This window comes from Phenylobacterium sp. (assembly GCF_030645195.1).
In the GTDB taxonomy this organism is placed as follows: Bacteria; Pseudomonadota; Alphaproteobacteria; order Caulobacterales; family Caulobacteraceae; genus Phenylobacterium.
Genome location: NZ_JAUSLW010000027.1, coordinates 17,159 through 31,599, shown reverse-complemented (window position 1 = coordinate 31,599; position 14,441 = coordinate 17,159). Strand labels below are relative to the sequence as shown.

Sequence of the window (14,441 nt, the reverse complement as noted above, 5' to 3'; positions counted from 1 at the left end):
CAGATCATGACCCACAAGACCGACCTGACCCGCCGCAACGCCATCCTGGCCGCCACGGCCACCCTGGCGGCCGCCAAGGCCGCCTTCCCCTCCGGGGCGCATGCCGCCGGGGCCGGGCCCGAGGTGGCCAAGGCCCGCCTGGGCTTCATCGCGCTCACCGACTCCTCGCCGATCATCATCGCCAAGGAGCGGGGCCTGTTCGCCAAGCACGGCCTGCCCGACGTGGAGGTGGTGAAACAGGCCTCCTGGGCCGCGACCCGCGACAACCTGGTGCTGGGCTCTGGCGGCGGCGGCATAGACGGCGCCCACATCCTGTCGCCCATGCCCCTGCAGTTCACCCTGGGAGTCCAGACGGGCGGCAAGCCCCTGCCGATGTACATCCTGGCCCGCCTCAACACCAACGGGCAGGCCATCTCGGTGGGCAATGACCTGAAGGCCGTGAAGGTCGGGCTCAACGCCGCCGGCGCCAAGGCCAAGTTCGCCCAGCTCAAGGCCGCCAAGAACCCGGCCAAGATCGCCATGACCTTCCGGGGCGGGACCCACGACCTGTGGATCCGCTACTGGCTGGCGGCGGCCGGCATCAATCCGGAGACCGACGTCTCCACCATCGTCATTCCGCCGCCCCAGATGGTGGCCAACCTCAAGGCCGGGACCCAGGACGCCTTCTGCGTGGGCGAGCCGTGGAACGGCCAGACCGTCAACCAGAAGATCGGCTACACCGCGACCACCACCAGCGAGATCTGGATGAACCACCCGGAGAAGGCGCTCGGCATGCGCGCCGACTGGGTCGACCGCTATCCCCGCGCCGCGCGGGCGCTCACCGCCGCGGTGCTGGAGGCTCAGATCTGGTGCGACAAGATGGGCAATCGCCCGGCCATGTGCTCGATCGTCTCGGGCCGCCAGTACATCAACGTGCCCATGGGCGACATCCTGCCCCGGCTGCAGGGGACCATCGACTACGGTGACGGCCGCAAGGTCACGGGCTCGCCCCACGTCATGAAGTTCTGGGCCGACAACGCCAGCTTCCCCTTCAAGTCCCACGACCTGTGGTTCGCCACCGAGAACGTCCGCTGGGGCGTCCTGCCCCAGGCCGCCAACACCAAGGCCCTGGTGAACAGGGTCAACCGCGCCGACATCTGGCGCGCGGCGGCGGCCTCCATCGGCCAGGCCGCGCCGGCCGCCGACAGCCGGGGCGTGGAGAGGTTCTTCGACGGCAAGGTCTTCGATCCCGCCAATCCGGCCGCCTACCTGGCCAGCCAGTCGATCAAGAAGCTGGTCTAGGGGGTGGTGCGATGAGTTTCCCCAAGCCTGCCTTCACCGCCAGCGAGCCGATCGCCATGGACCTCCGCGAGCCCCCGCCCAGGCCCTTCGCCGGCCTTGCTCGCCGCGCCAGCGCCACGGCGGCCGCCGTCCTGCCGCCGGCCCTGACCCTGTTGATCATCATGGTGGTCTGGCAGCTCCTGTGCGGCGACTCCTATGAGGGCCTGCCCTCGCCCTCGCGCATCTGGGCGGAGTCCCGCGAGCTGATCGTCGATCCGTTCTTCGATCGGGGCGGGGTGGACAAGGGCCTCTTCTGGCACATCGCCACCAGCCTCAAGCGGGTCGCGCTCGGTTTCTCCATCTCGGCGGTCTGCGGTGTGCTGCTGGGGGTGCTGATCGGCGCCAACCGCTGGGCTCACCGGGGCCTGGATCCCATCTTCCAGGTGCTGCGGACCGTGCCGCCGCTCGCCTGGCTGCCGATTTCGCTGGCGGCCTTCCACGAGGCCAATCCCTCGGCCCTGTTCGTGATCTTCGTGACCTCGATCTGGCCCATCGTCATCAACACCGCCGTCGGCGTGCGCAATATCCCCGACGACTATGTCAACGTCGCCCGCGTCCTGCGGCTGTCGCCGGTGGAATACTTCTTCAAGATCCTGCTGCCGGCCACCACCCCCTACATCTTCACCGGCCTGCGCATCGGGGTCGGCATGAGCTGGCTGGCCATCGTCGCCTCCGAGATGCTGCTGGGGGGCGTCGGCGTCGGCTTCTTCATCTGGGACCAGTACAACGCCTCGCGCATCTCCGACATCGTCGTGGCCCTGGCCTGGGTGGGCCTCACCGGCTTCCTCCTCGACCGCGTCGTGGCGCTGGCCGGCCGCATCGTCTCGCGCGGCAGCGCGCTGAGCTAAGGAACCTGACCATGGCCAAGGCCTATCTTTCCATCGAGGGCGTCGGCGTCACCTTCCAGAAGGGGGCGAGCACGTCCGAGGTGCTGCGCGACATCAACCTGCAGGTCGACCAGGGGGAGTTCGTCTCCATCATCGGCCACTCGGGCTGCGGGAAGTCGACCCTGCTCAATGTGGTGGCTGGCCTGATCCCGGTGACCACCGGGGCGGTGATCCTCGACCGCGAGGCCGTGGAGGCGCCGGGGCCGGAGCGGGCGGTGGTGTTCCAGAATCACTCCCTGCTGCCCTGGCTGTCGGTGCAGGAGAATGTCCGCCTGGCGGTGGACAAGGTGTTCGCCGGCAAGAAGTCCGCCGCCGAGCGCCGCGACTGGACCCTGCACAACCTGGACCTGGTGAAGATGACGGAGGCCCGGGACAAGCGGCCCTCGGAAATCTCCGGCGGCATGAAGCAGAGGGTGGGCATCGCCCGGGCCCTGGCCATGCAGCCCAAGGTGCTGCTGCTGGACGAGCCCTTCGGCGCCCTGGACGCGCTCACCCGCGCCCACCTGCAGGACAGCGTCATGGAAATCCAGACGGCGCTGAAGAACACGGTCCTGATGATCACCCACGACGTCGACGAGGCGGTGCTGCTGTCGGACCGCATCGTGATGATGACCAACGGGCCGCGGGCGACCATCGGCGACATCCTGGCCGTCGACCTGGCCCGGCCCCGCGATCGGCTCGCCGTGGCCGGGAACCCGACCTATGTCGGAGCCCGGGCCTCGGTGATCGAGTTCCTCTACGCCCGCCGCGCGGCCTGACGCCCGTCAGGCCGTCAGCATCACCTTGCCCACATGGGCGCCGTCCTCGAGGTGGGCGTGGGCCTTGCCGGCCTGCGCCAGCGGGAAGGTGGCGTCGATGCGCGGGCGGATCTTGCCAGCCTCGATCCAGGGCCAGACGGTGGCCTCCACGGCGGCGGCCAGGCGCGCCTTCTCGTCGGGCGCCCGGGGCCGCAGGGTCGAGCCGGTGATCACGGCGCGCTTCATCATCATCCTGCCGATCGGCAGGGTGACCTCGCCGCCCCCCTGGCTGGCGATGAAGACAATGCGGCCGCCCGTCTTCAGCGCGTCCAGGTCCTTGGCGAAATAGTCGCCGCCGACCATGTCCAGGATGACGTCGCAGCCGCCCTCGCGCTTGGCGACCTCGGCGAAGTCCTCGGTGGTGGCGTCCACCGCCACGTCGGCGCCCAGCGCCTTGGCGGTGGCGGCCTTGTCGGCGCCGCGGGCCGTGGCGATCACCTTGGCGCCGGCGGCCTTGCCCATCTGGATGGCCATGACCCCGATGCCGGAGGTCGCGCCGTGCACCATCAGGGTCTCGCCGGCCTTCAGGCCGCCGTGCTCGAACACATTGGCGAAGACGGTGAAGACGGTCTCGGGCAGGGCCGCGGCCTCCAGCAGGGACAGACCTTTGGGGATCGGCAGGGCGTGCCGGGCGTCCACGACGGCATATTCCGCATAGCCGCCGCCGCCCAGCAGGGCGGTGACCTGGTCGCCGGCCTTCCAGCGACCGGCGCCGGTGACCACCTCGCCTGAGACCTCCAGGCCCATGGTGTCGGGCGAGCCGGGGGGCGGCGGATAGAAGCCCATGCGCTGGATCAGGTCGGGGCGGTTCACCCCGGCGTGGGCCACCTTGATCAGGATCTGGCCCGGGCCCGGCACGGGACGGGGAAGCTGCACGGCCTTCATGTCGGCCGCCGAGCCCTTGCCGCCCTCGACGGCGATCGCCGTCATGTCCGTCTGGCTCATCCTGTGGCCTCCCTGGTCTTGCGCGCTGGTGTCGTTGGGGGTTCAGATAGGCGCAGAAACGGAACCGGCAAAGGGAGGTCTTCGATGGAGGAGCCCGCAGAGGTTCGGATCGGCCGCGGCCAGCGGCTGACGGAAGCGGTCCGCGAGGACCTGGAGCTCTATGGCGTCGCCGAGCTTGAGGAGCGCATCGAGATGCTGCAGGGCGAGATCGTCCGCTGCCAGGCGCAGATCGAAAGGAAGCGGGCGGGGCGCGAGGCCGCCGACGCCCTGTTCGGATCGAAGGGGTGACAGCCTGAAGGGGAAGCCGGTTCGGGCGTCCGGCCCCGGTTAGGGGGCGGTTAGGGGCTGGTTAGGCATAAGGGGGCGTATCTGTCGCATCAGGACGGTGTTTGGCACGGCGGTTGCAACGGCTAGGACCAGACGGCGCATCTGTGCGCGGACGAATTTGTCAGGGACTGTAGGTTCATGAGCGACGGGACTTTGCTGGCGGGAGCGTGGCGGGCGGACGTGATCCAGGACTTCGCCCGTTCGGAACTCTTCGACCGCACCTTCCAGGAGGGCATGGACCTCGTTGAGGAGACCGCCGGCTATCTGGACGGCTCCGGACGACAGGAATCCAAGCTGCTCTCCCGCAATGCGGCGCTGGCCTATGCCGGCGAGAGCATGCGGCTCACCACCCGGCTGATGCAGGTGGCCTCCTGGCTGCTGGTGCAGCGGGCCGTCCGCGAGGGCGACATGCCCCCCGAGGGCGCCTGCGACGAACGCTACCGCCTGGGCGCCGAGGATGTCTGCCGGGCGCCGCCGGAGACCAACGAGGACCTGCCCAGCGGTCTGCTGCTGCTGCTGGACCGCTCCGAGCGCCTCTATGAGCGGGTCCGCCACCTGGATCGCCGCATGTATGTCGAGGACACCGACGTCGAGACGCCGAACCCGGTCCAGACCCAGTTCGACCGCCTGCGCACCGCCTTCGGCGGCTAGATATTCTGAGGTGAAGGCCTCCGCCGGGCGGAGGCCTTTCGCCGATCACCAGACAGCAAAAAACGCCGCGTGATCCACGCGGCGTTTTTCGTGACCCAAGTCGCGCGCGCCGGCGAGCCGGCGCGGCGCTCTTACTTGCGGGTGAAGGCGCCGAACTTGGCGTTGAAGCGCGAGACGCGGCCGCCACGGTCCAGCAGCTGCTGGTTGCCGCCGGTCCAGGCCGGGTGCGTCTTCGGATCGATGTCCAGGTTCAAGGTCGCGCCTTCCTTCCCGTAGGTGGAGCGCGTGCGGTAGGTGGTGCCGTCGACCATCACCACATTGATGAAGTGGTAGTCGGGGTGGGTGTCTTGTTTCATCGCGCGGGCATCCGACGTAAAGGAGCGGCCATATAGAAATCGCTCCGCCGGCAGGCGGATCGAACGGAGCCGCGCCTATACAGGAAAAGGCGGGGCAAGAGCAAGGGCGTGGGTTTTCATGAGTGATTTTGGGTCCGGGCCGGCTGTCGATGGCCGACCGACCGTGGGCGCCTCCCTGGCCCAGGATATCTCCGAGGCCGCCGAGCGCCGGCCCAAGAGTCGCAACATCAAACCCCTGGCGGCCCTGACCCCCTTTCTGAGGGCCCACCTGGGCGATGTCGGCCTGGCCGGGGTCTTCCTGATCACCGCGGCGGCCTCGACGCTCGCCCTCTCCGGCGCCGTGCGGCTGCTGGTGGACCACCTGACGGACGCCCGGACCACCGGGGCCTCGGTGGATCAGTGGTTCTGGCTGATGGGGGTGGTGGCCGTCGCCCTGGCCGCCTCCTCGGCCCTTCGCTACTTCTTCGTCACCAAGCTTGGCGAACGGATCGTGGCCGATCTGCGCAAGGCTGCCTACGCCCACATCCTGACCCTCGATCCCGCCTTCTTCCTGCACATGCGCACCGGCGAGGTGCTGTCGCGCCTGACCACCGACATCCAGATCGTCGAGAGCCTGATCGGCACCTCCATCTCGGTGGCCCTGCGCAACCTGCTGATGCTGATCGGGGCGCTGATCCTGATGGTGATCGTCAGCCCGCACCTCACCGGCATGGTGGTGGTGCTGATTCCGGTAGTCCTGGCGCCGCTCTTCCTGTTCGGCCGCAAGGTGCGCAAGCTGACCGCCTCCACCCAGGACCAGTTCGCCCAGGCCGTGGGCCACGCCGGCGAGACCCTGGACGCCCTGGAGACCGTCCAGGCCTTCGGGCGCGAGGCCGCGGGCGCGGCGGTGTTCGGCGGGGCCGTGGAGGCCTCCTTCCGCACCTCCCTGCGCCGCATGACCGCCCGGGCGGGGATGATCGCCGCGGTGATCACCCTGGTGTTCGGCGGGGTGGTGGGAATCTTCTGGCTCGGCGTCCATGCCGGCCTGCGGGGCGACATGACCTGGGGCGCGCTCTTCCAGTTCGCCTTCCTCTCTGTGATGGCCGCCGGCTCCGTCGGCGCGCTGGGCGAGACCTGGGGCGACGTCCAGAAGGCGGCCGGCGCCATGGAGCGGATCAGCGACCTGCTGGCCGCCCGACCGGGCATCGCCGCGCCCGCCGTGCCCAAGCACCTGCCGGCCCCGCCGCGGGGCGAGATCGAGTTTTCCAACATCACCTTCGCCTATCCCGGCCGCCCCGACCTGCCGGCCCTGCAGGGCTTCGACCTGCGCGTGGCGCCCGGCGAGCGGGTGGCCCTGGTGGGCCCCTCCGGCGCCGGCAAGAGCACGGTCTTCCGCCTGCTGCTGCGCTTCTACGATCCCCAGTTCGGCACGGTGAAGGTCGACGGCGTCGACCTTCGCCAGGCCGATCCCGCCGAGGTGCGCGCCCGCATGGCCCTGGTGGCCCAGGACTCGCCGCTGTTCTCCGGCTCGGCCCTGGACAATATACGCTTCGGCCGCGAGGGGGCCGACCTCGAGGCGGTCCGCGCCGTGGCCCGCGCCGCCCAGGCCGACGGCTTCCTCGACGCCCTGCCGCAGGGCTTCGACACCCCGCTGGGGGAACGGGCCCGCAGCCTTTCCGGCGGCCAGCGCCAGCGCCTGGCCATTGCGCGCGCCCTGATCCGAGAGACCCCGATCCTGCTGCTGGACGAGGCCACCAGCGCCCTCGACGCCGAGAACGAGCGCCTGGTCCAGAAGGCGTTGGAGGAGGCCATGGAGGGCCACACCACCCTGGTCATCGCCCACCGCCTGGCCACCGTGCTCAAGGCCGACCGCATCGTGGTCATGGACAAGGGCCGGGTGGTGGAACAGGGCTCCCACCACGAGCTCCTCACCCGCGGCGGCCTCTATGCGCGGCTCGCCTCCCTGCAGTTCGGCAACGCGGCCGCTTAGCCCCTAAGTCTCAGTGTCATCCCGGTCTTCCGCGTGCCGCGGAAACCGGGATGACACTCTAGGGGGCGGTCGAGAAGCTGGGCAACTAACCTCGCGCCTTCACGGCCAGCCCCGGGAAGTCGCTGAACAGGCCGTCGACGCCGGCGGCGTAGAGGGCCTTGTAGACCGCCGCCACGTCGCCATGGGCGGCCTTGTCGGTCCCGTGGCGCAGCGCCTCCGGCAGGAAGCGGTTCTCGGCCCGCACAGTCCAGGGATGCACCAGCAGGCCCGCCGCATGAGCGTCGGCCACCAGGGTCGTGGCGGGGCCAAGGCCGCCCTCCACGGCGGGGATCACCAGGGACCAGTCTGGGCCCACCCCGTCGGCATAGGTCGCCATCTCCCTCAGGCCCGCGGCCGTCACCAGGTGCTTGGAGTCGTCGGCCACCAGCCGCACCCGCCGCGCCGAGGATAGCCTGGCGAAGGTCTTGAGCGGCGCGGTCTCGAAGCACTGGACGAAGACCGGGGCGGTTCGGCTGTCGAGCCCATTGGCCTTCAGCGCGTCGGCCAGGCGCTGTTCGATGGGCAGGCCGATGCTGGCCAGGAAGCTCGGGTGCTTCATCTCCGGATAGACGCCGATCGTCCGGCCGACCCGTTTGGTTTCGGCGCTGGCCAGGTCCACGACCTCCTGGAAGGTGGCGATGGCCTCGCGGCCGTCGAAGGCGGCGCTGGCCGGACGCAGGTCCGGCAGCCGCTCGCGGGCCCGCAGGGTCTTCAGTTCGGTGAGCGTGAAGTCCTCGGCGAACCAGCCCTCGACCGTCTCCCCGTCGACGATCTTGGTGGTCTTGCGGTTGGCGAACTCCGGACGGGCGGCCACGTCGGTGGTGCCGCCGATCTCGTTCTCGTGGCGGACCACCAGCACCCCGTCCCTGGTGAGCACCAGGTCCGGCTCGATGAAGTCGCAGCCCTCCTCTATGGCCAGGCGATAGGCCATGGGGGTGTGCTCGGGCCGCTCGCCGCTGGCGCCGCGATGGGCGATGACGATGGGGCGGGCGGCGCCGGCGGCGAGGGCCGGGGTGGCGGCGAGCGCGGCGGCGGCGGCGGAGAAGGCGCGTCGGGTCAGGGTCATGGCTCCGATCTAGCCGGCGCCTGTGACGGTATCGTCAAGCCTGGACCAGGACGAGTCGAAGCCGGGGTCAGGCCGCCGCGCGCAGGCGCTGCAGGATCAGGGGGTGCAGTTCCAGGTTCGAGGCGCAGATGCTTCCCGAGCCCAGCACATCCTCGTCGCCCTCGGCGCTGGTCACCTTGCCGCCGGCCTCGCTGACCAGCAGCAGGCCCGCCGCCAGGTCCCAGGGCTTCAGGTCGCGCTCCCAGTAGCCGTCGAAGCGGCCGGCCGCCACGAAGGCCAGGTCCAGGGCCGCGGCGCCGAACCGGCGAACGCCGGCCACCCGCTGGCTGATCTGGTGCAGCTCCTTCAGGAAGGTGGCGTGCTGGCCGTGGCCCAGGAAGGGGATGCCGGTGGCGAGCACGCTCTCGTTCAGGTGCTGGCGGGCGGCGACCCGCAGGCGCTTGTCGTTGACGAAGCAGCCCTTGCCCTTCTCGGCCCAGAACAGCTCGTTGGTGACCGGGTTGTAGGTCACCGCCGCGACGATGGCGCCCTCGCGCTGCAGGGCGATGTTGATGGCGAAGTGGGGGATGGCGTGCAGGAAGTTGGTGGTGCCGTCCAGGGGGTCGACGATCCAGGTGTGGGTCTTGTCGGTGCCCTCGATCAGGCCGCGTTCCTCGCCGAGGAAGCCGTAGCCGGGACGGGCCTTCTGCAGCATCTCGAAGATGGTCTGCTCGGCCTTCAGGTCGGCGGCGGAAACGAAGTCGGCGGCCCCCTTCTTGGAGACCTGCAACTCGGTCAGTTCGCCGAAGTCGCGGTTGAGGCCGCGGGCCGCCTTGCGGGCGGCGTCGGACATGACTTTCAGGAGGGCGGTTTGGGTGGACATCAGTCGGCCCGCCGCACGTATTCGCCGGTCTCGGTGGCGACCAGGACGCGTTCGCCGGCCTCCATATAGGGCGGGATCAAGATGCGCATGCCGTTGTCCGCCTTGGCCGGCTTGTAGGAGGAAGAGGCCGTCTGGTTCTTCACCACGGCGTCGGCCTCGACGATGGTCAGGACCACGTGGTCGGGAAGGGTGATGCTGATAGGGCGCTCCTCGAAGAGCTGCAGCTTCACCACCATGCCGTCCTGCAGGAACCGGACCTGGTCATCGCCGACGAAATCCTTGGCCAGTTCGATCTGCTCGTAGTTTTCCTGGTCCATGAAGACCAGCATGTCGCCCTGCTCGTAAAGGAAGGAATAGTCCTTCTGGTCGAGGTGGATCTGCTCGACCGTGTCGGAGGTGCGCCAGCGTTCGTTGAGCTTGCGGCCATCCTCGATGTTCTTCAGTTCGCACTGGGCGAAGGCGCCGCCCTTGCCGGGCTTCACGTGCACGACCTTCACGGCCACCCACAGTCCCCCGTCATGCTGCAGGATGAATCCCGGCTTGATCGAGACGGCGTTGATTTTGGACATGGGGTTCTTTGCGAAAATTCGAGGCGCGGAACCTAGTGGGAGCGGCCCCCTAAGGCAAGGCGAGGGGGTTAGGCCCTGTCGGCGACGCCGAGCGCGATCTGCGCGTTCAGCGCCTTCACCGCCGCCGCCGGTCCCTCCGGATGGCTCCACACGCCGGCCGAGACCGCCAGGAAATCCGCCCCGGCGGCGGCCAGGCCCCTCGCGGTGTCCACCGTGATCCCGCCGATGGCGACGCAGGGGGTCTCCATCACCTCCTGCCAGATGGACAGGATCTCCGGCTCGGCGCGGGTCGGCGCCTCCTTGGTGTTGGTGGGGTAGAAGGCGCCGAAGGCCACATAGTCGGCCCCGGCCTCGGCGGCCTCCATGGCCAGATGCCGGCTGTCGTGACAGGTCACCCCGATCATGGCGTCCGGCCCCATGACCTTGCGGGCCTGGGCCAGCGGCATGTCGTCCTGGCCGATATGGACCCCGTCGCACTTGAGCCTGGCGGCCAGGGCCGGGTCGTCATTGAGGATCACCGCGGCTCCGCGGGCCAGGATGATGGGCGAGAGCACGTCCACCGCCGCGGCGATCACCTCTTCGGGCTGGTCCTTCAGCCGGATCTGCACCGCGGCCACGTCGCCGGCGTCCAGGGCGTGGGCCAGGGTCCTGCCGAAGTCGGCCAGGTCGTCGATGCGGGGCGGGGTGATCAGGTAGAGGCGGCAGGGCGGGGTCATGGGCTGTCCAATACCCCATCCCATCCCGTCATGGGGAGGGGCAGATCGCCGGGGCGTTTGGCGGGTGCTCAGGGACGGGCGGCGTCGGGCGGTTGGCCGCTCACCGGGCCCTGGCCGATCAGGCGCAGGACGTACAGGGCGCCGAGACCAAGAACCAGGCCGTGCAGGGCCAGGACACCCAGCAGGGCGAGCGGAGCCATGGCCGAGGCGGTCCCGCAGGGCGCGCGCCACAGGTCGTGGACCGCGAAGGCCTGGCGCCCCCGTTCCGTGACCGCCCAGCCGGCGACGAGGCAGACAAATCCGCTTGGCGCCATGGCCATCGCCGCGATCAGATAGGTGCGGGTCCGCTCCAGGCTGTTGCGCCAGGAGAGCCAGGCGCCCCAGGCGCCCAGGCCGATCATCGCGACGCCGAGCCCGACCATCACCTGGTAGGCCCGGGAGGCTTCGAGGATCGCCGCGTCGCCGCCGTCCCAGCCGCCGCCTGTCACCAGCTGCAGGGGCGCGGCTATGGCCACCAGGCCCACCCCCATGCGCAGGGCGGTGGAGGACTCGACCTCCTCCGGATCCCTCACCACACGCCAGGCCGAGGCCGCCCCGACCACCAGGGCCGTGGTCAGGTAGGAGGCCAGCGCCAGGTGGGCGAAGCGGGACGGGAAGCCCGGCGACAGTATCGCCGCCCTCCAGCCGGCGGCCGAGACGAGCCAGAAGGAGAGCAGCAAGGCGCCGATGGCCGCCAGGACGGTGGCGGCGAGATGCAGCCGTGGGTCCATCTTCCGCCAGCCCGACAGCATGATCGCCAGCAACCCCGTCTCCAGGAAGGCGGCGGTGAGCAGGGCCGAGGCCTGCCGCGGCGCCGTCATCGGGGCGAGGGTCGCCGAGAGCAGGCTCCAGTTGGCGGCGATTTCACAGCCCAGCCCCGCCAAGGTCACCACGCACATGCCCAACGAGACGGCGAAGATCCTCAGCCAGAAGGCGTAGAGCGTCTCGAAGACCCTGTTCCCGGAACCCAGCCACAGGCCCTCCAGCACCGCGAGGTAGGCGGCCAGCCCCACGGTGAAGCCTGGGAAGGCGATATGGGAGGCGGTCAGGGCGGCGGCCTGCAGCCGTGACAACAATAGGGCGTCGACCTCCATGCTCGCGGCCCCTTCGCGAGGTGGCGGTGACATGTCTCCGCCAGCCCGGGCGCGCACTCTCATCCCGGATAACGTGTGACGCCAAGCGCGGGCGCAGCGACAAACCGTCGCGCCCGTTCCGCGAGACCTCGAATCTAGATGATAATGAGTTGCAACGGCGTTCGCATCTGATAGAGGTGGAGGCGTAGTCGGAGGGAAGAGTCCCCGTGTACGTCTGTAACTGCAACGGCATCCGCGAGCGCGACGTCCGCGCCGCCATCGAGGGGGGCGCTCAGCGCCCGGCCGAGATTTTCCGCGCCTGTGGGGCCAGGCCCCAGTGCGCCCGCTGCGTCTGCGACATGAAGCAGATGGTCGACGAACAGGACGAGGCCCTGCGCTACGCCGCCGAATAGCCCGCCGCTGGCGGGGCCGTATCACGATCGAACATAGGCTTTGACAGGTCCCGCCGCCCGCCTGAGGTTGCGCGCCTGGCGGGCATTTCACGGAGGCTCACATGCAGGGCGACAAGGCGATCATCCAGCTGCTCAACGCGGTCCTGACCAATGAGCTGACCGCGGTGAACCAGTACTTCCTGCATGCGCGGATGTACCAGAACTGGGGTCTGGCCCGGCTGGGGGCGGTGACCTACGAGGAGTCGATCGGCGAGATGAAGCACGCCGACAAGCTCATCAAGCGCATCCTGTTCCTCGACGGCCTGCCCAACCTGCAGGACCTGCACAAGCTGAAGATCGGCGAGACCGTGCCCGAATGCCTGGCCGCCGACCTGGCCGTCGAGGTGGGCGGTCGCGCCGACCAGGTTCGCGGCATCAAGCTCTGCGAGGACTCGGCCGACTATGTCAGCCGCCAGATCCTGCGCGAGATCCTCACCGACACCGAGGAGCATATCGACTTCCTGGAGACCCAGATCAGCCTGGTGCGCCAACTGGGCGAGCAGAACTATCTGCAGAGCGCCATGGGCGAACTCGCCGGAGGCGAAGGCCACTAAGTCGGCCCGGGTTCTCCCGGACGGTCGACAGCCGCGCAATTGAAGCTAGGCTCCCGGCTCGAAACTTCGGGGGAAGGGCGGCATGGCTCAGGAAAAGCGCGCGAGCGGCAATGGCATGGTGATCGCCGGGGCCTCGGTGGGCACGGTGTTCGAGTGGTACGACTTCTACCTCTACGGCTCGCTGGCCGGCTTCATCACCCAGCACTTCTTCTCCGGCGTCAACGAGACCACCGGCTACATCTTCGCCCTGCTGGCCTTCGCCGCGGGCTTCGCGGTGCGTCCCTTCGGAGCCCTGGTCTTCGGGCGCCTGGGCGATCTCTGGGGCCGCAAGAACACCTTCCTGGTCACCATGCTGCTGATGGGGCTGTCGACCTTCGCCGTCGGCCTGCTGCCCGGCTATGACCAGATCGGCGTCGCCGCCCCGGTGGCCCTGATCGTCATGCGCCTCATCCAGGGCCTGGCCCTGGGGGGCGAGTACGGCGGGGCGGCCACCTATGTCGCCGAGCACGCGCCGCCCGGAAAGCGCGGCCTCTATACGAGCTGGATCCAGACCACCGCGACTCTGGGCCTTTTCCTCAGCCTGATCGTCATCCTGGCGGTGCGCTCCAGCCTGGGGGAGGAGGTGTTCAAGGCCTGGGCCTGGCGCATCCCCTTCCTGGTCTCGGCCCTGCTGCTCGGCGTCTCGCTGTGGATCCGCCTGAAGCTCAACGAGAGCCCGGTCTTCCAAAAGATGGTCGACGAGGGCACGACCTCGAAGAAGCCGCTCACCGAGGCGTTCGGCGAGTGGGGCAATCTCAAGCTGGTGCTGCTGGCCCTGGCGGGGCTCACCGCCGGCCAGGCGGTGGTCTGGTACACCGGCCAGTTCTACGCCCTGTTCTTCCTGGAGAAGATGCTCAAGCTCGACGGGGCGCTGGCCAACACCCTGGTGGCCTTCGCCCTGATTCTGGGCGTGCCCTTCTTCGTGGTGTTCGGCTGGCTGTCGGACAAGATCGGGCGCAAGCCGATCATCCTGCTGGGCTGCCTGCTGGCGGCCCTGACCTACTTCCCGATCTTCAAGGCCCTGACCGCGGCCGCGAACCCCGCCCTGGCCGCCGCCACCGCCAGCGCCCCGGTCACCGTGATCGCCGACCCGGCCGACTGCGCCTTCCAGTTCGATCCCGTCGGCAAGACCGCCTTCACCTCCTCCTGCGACGTGGCCAAGTCGGCGCTCGCCACCGCCGGGGTCTCCTATTCGAACCAGGCCGCCCCGGCCGGGACGCTGGCCGTGGTGAGGATCGGCGCCGTCGAGGTCGCGAGCCTGGACGGGACCAAGCTGCCCAAGGCGCAGTTCGCCGCCGCCAAGACCGCCTGGGCCAAGACCCTGACCGCCGCCCTCTCCGACGCCGGCTATCCGGCCAAGGCCGACTCCGCCCTGGTCCACAAGCCCGCCGTGGTGGGGCTGCTGTTCCTGCTGATGTTCTATGTGACCATGGTCTACGGGCCCATCGCCGCGGCCCTGGTGGAGATGTTCCCGGCCAAGATCCGCTACACCTCGATGTCGCTGCCCTACCACATCGGCAACGGCTGGTTCGGCGGCTTCCTGCCCACCACCGCCTTCGCCATGGTCGCCGCCACGGGCAATATCTACTACGGCCTCTGGTACCCCATCGTCATCGCCGCCGTGACGGTGGTGGTGGGCGTCTTCTTCGTGAAGGAAATGCGCGGGGCCAACATCGACTAGGCGCCCCAAATTCCTCCCCCAGCGCGTAGCGCGTTTCGGGGGAGGTGGATCGTGGCCGAAGGCCGCGAGACGGAGGGGGCTTCGGCCGTTGAAGCGGCA

16 protein-coding genes are annotated in these 14,441 nt (G+C 69.3%); 9 read left to right on the top strand and 7 right to left on the bottom strand.

Annotated features, from left to right (window positions below):
- Positions 1 to 6: 6 nt before the first annotated feature.
- From Q7T09_RS02390 to Q7T09_RS02380, 3 genes are read left to right on the top strand one after another with little or no spacing between them, the layout of a single operon-like run.
- Positions 7 to 1,281: a CmpA/NrtA family ABC transporter substrate-binding protein gene (locus Q7T09_RS02390; RefSeq protein ID WP_304697369.1), complete on the top strand. Its 1,275-nt coding sequence runs from the start codon at positions 7 to 9 to the stop codon at positions 1,279 to 1,281.
- A gap of 56 nt (positions 1,282 to 1,337) precedes the next feature.
- A complete protein-coding gene (gene ntrB, locus Q7T09_RS02385) occupies positions 1,338 to 2,168 on the top strand; it encodes a nitrate ABC transporter permease (protein WP_370689189.1) in 831 nt (276 codons plus the stop codon).
- Between the two features lie 11 nt (positions 2,169 to 2,179).
- Complete coding sequence (locus tag Q7T09_RS02380; RefSeq protein ID WP_304697367.1) at positions 2,180 to 2,965, top strand: ABC transporter ATP-binding protein; 786 nt, start codon at positions 2,180 to 2,182, stop codon at positions 2,963 to 2,965.
- Between the two features lie 6 nt (positions 2,966 to 2,971).
- Here Q7T09_RS02380 and Q7T09_RS02375 read toward each other — a convergent pair whose 3' ends face one another.
- The gene (locus tag Q7T09_RS02375) at positions 2,972 to 3,949 is read right to left on the bottom strand and encodes an NAD(P)H-quinone oxidoreductase (RefSeq protein ID WP_304697366.1); all 978 of its coding nucleotides are present in this window, start codon (positions 3,947 to 3,949) and stop codon (positions 2,972 to 2,974) included.
- A gap of 84 nt (positions 3,950 to 4,033) precedes the next feature.
- Here Q7T09_RS02375 and Q7T09_RS02370 point away from each other — a divergent pair, with 84 nt between their 5' ends.
- Positions 4,034 to 4,237 carry a DUF1192 domain-containing protein gene (locus tag Q7T09_RS02370; protein ID WP_304697365.1) on the top strand — a complete coding sequence of 68 codons (204 nt, stop codon included), beginning with the start codon at positions 4,034 to 4,036 and terminating at the stop codon, positions 4,235 to 4,237.
- A gap of 177 nt (positions 4,238 to 4,414) precedes the next feature.
- On the top strand, positions 4,415 to 4,927 hold the full coding sequence (locus Q7T09_RS02365) for a DUF1465 family protein (protein ID WP_304697364.1): 513 nt from the start codon (positions 4,415 to 4,417) through the stop codon (positions 4,925 to 4,927).
- 131 nt (positions 4,928 to 5,058) lie between these two features.
- On the opposite strand, the gene rpmE is transcribed toward Q7T09_RS02365, so the two are convergent.
- Positions 5,059 to 5,283 carry a 50S ribosomal protein L31 gene (gene rpmE / locus Q7T09_RS02360; RefSeq protein ID WP_293495507.1) on the bottom strand — a complete coding sequence of 75 codons (225 nt, stop codon included), beginning with the start codon at positions 5,281 to 5,283 and terminating at the stop codon, positions 5,059 to 5,061.
- 118 nt (positions 5,284 to 5,401) lie between these two features.
- Between rpmE and Q7T09_RS02355 the strand changes: the two genes are divergently transcribed.
- Positions 5,402 to 7,252 (top strand): ABC transporter transmembrane domain-containing protein, encoded by a 1,851-nt coding sequence (locus Q7T09_RS02355; protein WP_304697363.1) that lies wholly within the window; start codon positions 5,402 to 5,404, stop codon positions 7,250 to 7,252.
- A gap of 85 nt (positions 7,253 to 7,337) precedes the next feature.
- On the opposite strand, the gene Q7T09_RS02350 is transcribed toward Q7T09_RS02355, so the two are convergent.
- From Q7T09_RS02350 to Q7T09_RS02330, 5 genes are all read right to left on the bottom strand, one after another.
- Positions 7,338 to 8,357: a glycerophosphodiester phosphodiesterase gene (locus Q7T09_RS02350; protein ID WP_304697362.1), complete on the bottom strand. Its 1,020-nt coding sequence runs from the start codon at positions 8,355 to 8,357 to the stop codon at positions 7,338 to 7,340.
- A gap of 67 nt (positions 8,358 to 8,424) precedes the next feature.
- The gene (locus tag Q7T09_RS02345) at positions 8,425 to 9,219 is read right to left on the bottom strand and encodes an inositol monophosphatase family protein (RefSeq protein ID WP_304697361.1); all 795 of its coding nucleotides are present in this window, start codon (positions 9,217 to 9,219) and stop codon (positions 8,425 to 8,427) included.
- The gene (gene efp, locus Q7T09_RS02340) at positions 9,219 to 9,788 is read right to left on the bottom strand and encodes an elongation factor P (protein ID WP_304697360.1); all 570 of its coding nucleotides are present in this window, start codon (positions 9,786 to 9,788) and stop codon (positions 9,219 to 9,221) included. The genes Q7T09_RS02345 and efp overlap by 1 nt, the downstream gene beginning before the upstream one ends.
- 68 nt (positions 9,789 to 9,856) lie before the next feature.
- The gene (thiE, locus tag Q7T09_RS02335) at positions 9,857 to 10,504 is read right to left on the bottom strand and encodes a thiamine phosphate synthase (protein ID WP_304697359.1); all 648 of its coding nucleotides are present in this window, start codon (positions 10,502 to 10,504) and stop codon (positions 9,857 to 9,859) included.
- A 68-nt stretch (positions 10,505 to 10,572) separates the two neighbouring features.
- Entirely contained in the window at positions 10,573 to 11,637 is a 1,065-nt protein-coding gene (locus Q7T09_RS02330) for a cytochrome ubiquinol oxidase subunit I (RefSeq protein WP_304697358.1), read from the bottom strand.
- Between the two features lie 206 nt (positions 11,638 to 11,843).
- On the opposite strand from Q7T09_RS02330, the gene Q7T09_RS02325 reads away from it, so the two are divergent.
- The 3 genes from Q7T09_RS02325 to Q7T09_RS02315 all read left to right on the top strand — a co-directional run bounded on the left by Q7T09_RS02325 (position 11,844) and on the right by Q7T09_RS02315 (position 14,342).
- The gene (locus Q7T09_RS02325) at positions 11,844 to 12,029 is read left to right on the top strand and encodes a bacterioferritin-associated ferredoxin (RefSeq protein ID WP_304697357.1); all 186 of its coding nucleotides are present in this window, start codon (positions 11,844 to 11,846) and stop codon (positions 12,027 to 12,029) included.
- A 101-nt stretch (positions 12,030 to 12,130) separates the two neighbouring features.
- Positions 12,131 to 12,622 (top strand): bacterioferritin, encoded by a 492-nt coding sequence (gene bfr / locus Q7T09_RS02320; protein ID WP_304697356.1) that lies wholly within the window; start codon positions 12,131 to 12,133, stop codon positions 12,620 to 12,622.
- 82 nt (positions 12,623 to 12,704) lie between these two features.
- On the top strand, positions 12,705 to 14,342 hold the full coding sequence (locus Q7T09_RS02315) for an MFS transporter (protein ID WP_304697355.1): 1,638 nt from the start codon (positions 12,705 to 12,707) through the stop codon (positions 14,340 to 14,342).
- Positions 14,343 to 14,441: the final 99 nt, after the last annotated feature.